Annotated in this window: 1 rRNA gene; it reads right to left on the reverse strand. The window is 56.3% G+C overall.

Features of this window, described 5'->3' with window-relative positions:
• Nucleotides 1-1,693, reverse strand: a 23S ribosomal RNA gene (locus tag ACFTRD_RS32545); the annotation flags it as partial.

A 1,693-nucleotide genomic window follows, 5' to 3' on the forward strand; every position in this document is an offset into this window, starting at 1 on the left:
CCCAGCTCGCGTACCGCTTTAATGGGCGAACAGCCCAACCCTTGGGACCGACTCCAGCCCCAGGATGCGACGAGCCGACATCGAGGTGCCAAACCATCCCGTCGATATGGACTCTTGGGGAAGATCAGCCTGTTATCCCCGGGGTACCTTTTATCCGTTGAGCGACGGCGCTTCCACAAGCCACCGCCGGATCACTAGTCCCGACTTTCGTCCCTGCTCGACCCGTCGGTCTCACAGTCAAGCTCCCTTGTGCACTTACACTCAACACCTGATTGCCAACCAGGCTGAGGGAACCTTTGGGCGCCTCCGTTACTCTTTAGGAGGCAACCGCCCCAGTTAAACTACCCATCAGACACTGTCCCTGATCCGGATCACGGACCCAGGTTAGACATCCAGCACGACCAGAGTGGTATTTCAACGGCGACTCCACCATGACTGGCGTCACGGCTTCAAAGTCTCCCACCTATCCTACACAAGCCGAACCGAACACCAATATCAAACTGTAGTAAAGGTCCCGGGGTCTTTCCGTCCTGCTGCGCGAAACGAGCATCTTTACTCGTAATGCAATTTCACCGGGCCTATGGTTGAGACAGTCGAGAAGTCGTTACGCCATTCGTGCAGGTCGGAACTTACCCGACAAGGAATTTCGCTACCTTAGGATGGTTATAGTTACCACCGCCGTTTACTGGCGCTTAAGTTCTCAGCTTCGCCACACAAATGTGACTAACCGGTCCCCTTAACGTTCCAGCACCGGGCAGGCGTCAGTCCGTATACATCGTCTTACGACTTCGCACGGACCTGTGTTTTTAGTAAACAGTCGCTTCTCGCTGGTCTCTGCGGCCACCCCCAGCTCAGAGTGCAAGACTCATCACCAGACATGGCCCCCCTTCTCCCGAAGTTACGGGGGCATTTTGCCGAGTTCCTTAACCATAGTTCACCCGAACGCCTCGGTATTCTCTACCTGACCACCTGAGTCGGTTTGGGGTACGGGCCGCCATGAAACTCGCTAGAGGCTTTTCTCGACAGCATAGGATCATCCACTTCACCACAATCGGCTCGGCATCAGGTCTCAGACTATGTGTTGCGCGGATTTGCCTACGCAACGTCCTACACCCTTACCCCGGGACTACCACCGCCCGGGCTGGACTACCTTCCTGCGTCACCCCATCACTCACCTACTACAAGTCTGGTCCGTCGGCTCCACCACTTTCCTTTCCCCGAAGGGTCCGGAACGGCTTCACGGCCTTAGCATTAATGGGCTCGATATTGGGCGTTTCAAAGCGGGTACCGGAATATCAACCGGTTGTCCATCGACTACGCCTGTCGGCCTCGCCTTAGGTCCCGACTTACCCTGGGCAGATCAGCTTGACCCAGGAACCCTTAGTCAATCGGCGCACACGTTTCTCACGTGTGTATCGCTACTCATGCCTGCATTCTCACTCGTGAACCGTCCACAACTCGCTTCCGCGGCTGCTTCACCCGGCACACGACGCTCCCCTACCCATCCCAGCGGGCGTTGGCCCTACATGCTGGAATGACACGACTTCGGCGGTACGCTTGAGCCCCGCTACATTGTCGGCGCGGAATCACTAGACCAGTGAGCTATTACGCACTCTTTCAAGGGTGGCTGCTTCTAAGCCAACCTCCTGGTTGTCTTCGCGACCCCACATCCTTTTCCACTTAGTACACGCTT

This window comes from Paenibacillus sp. NPDC056933, from assembly GCF_042674385.1.
Taxonomy (GTDB): domain Bacteria; phylum Bacillota; class Bacilli; order Paenibacillales; family Paenibacillaceae; genus Paenibacillus.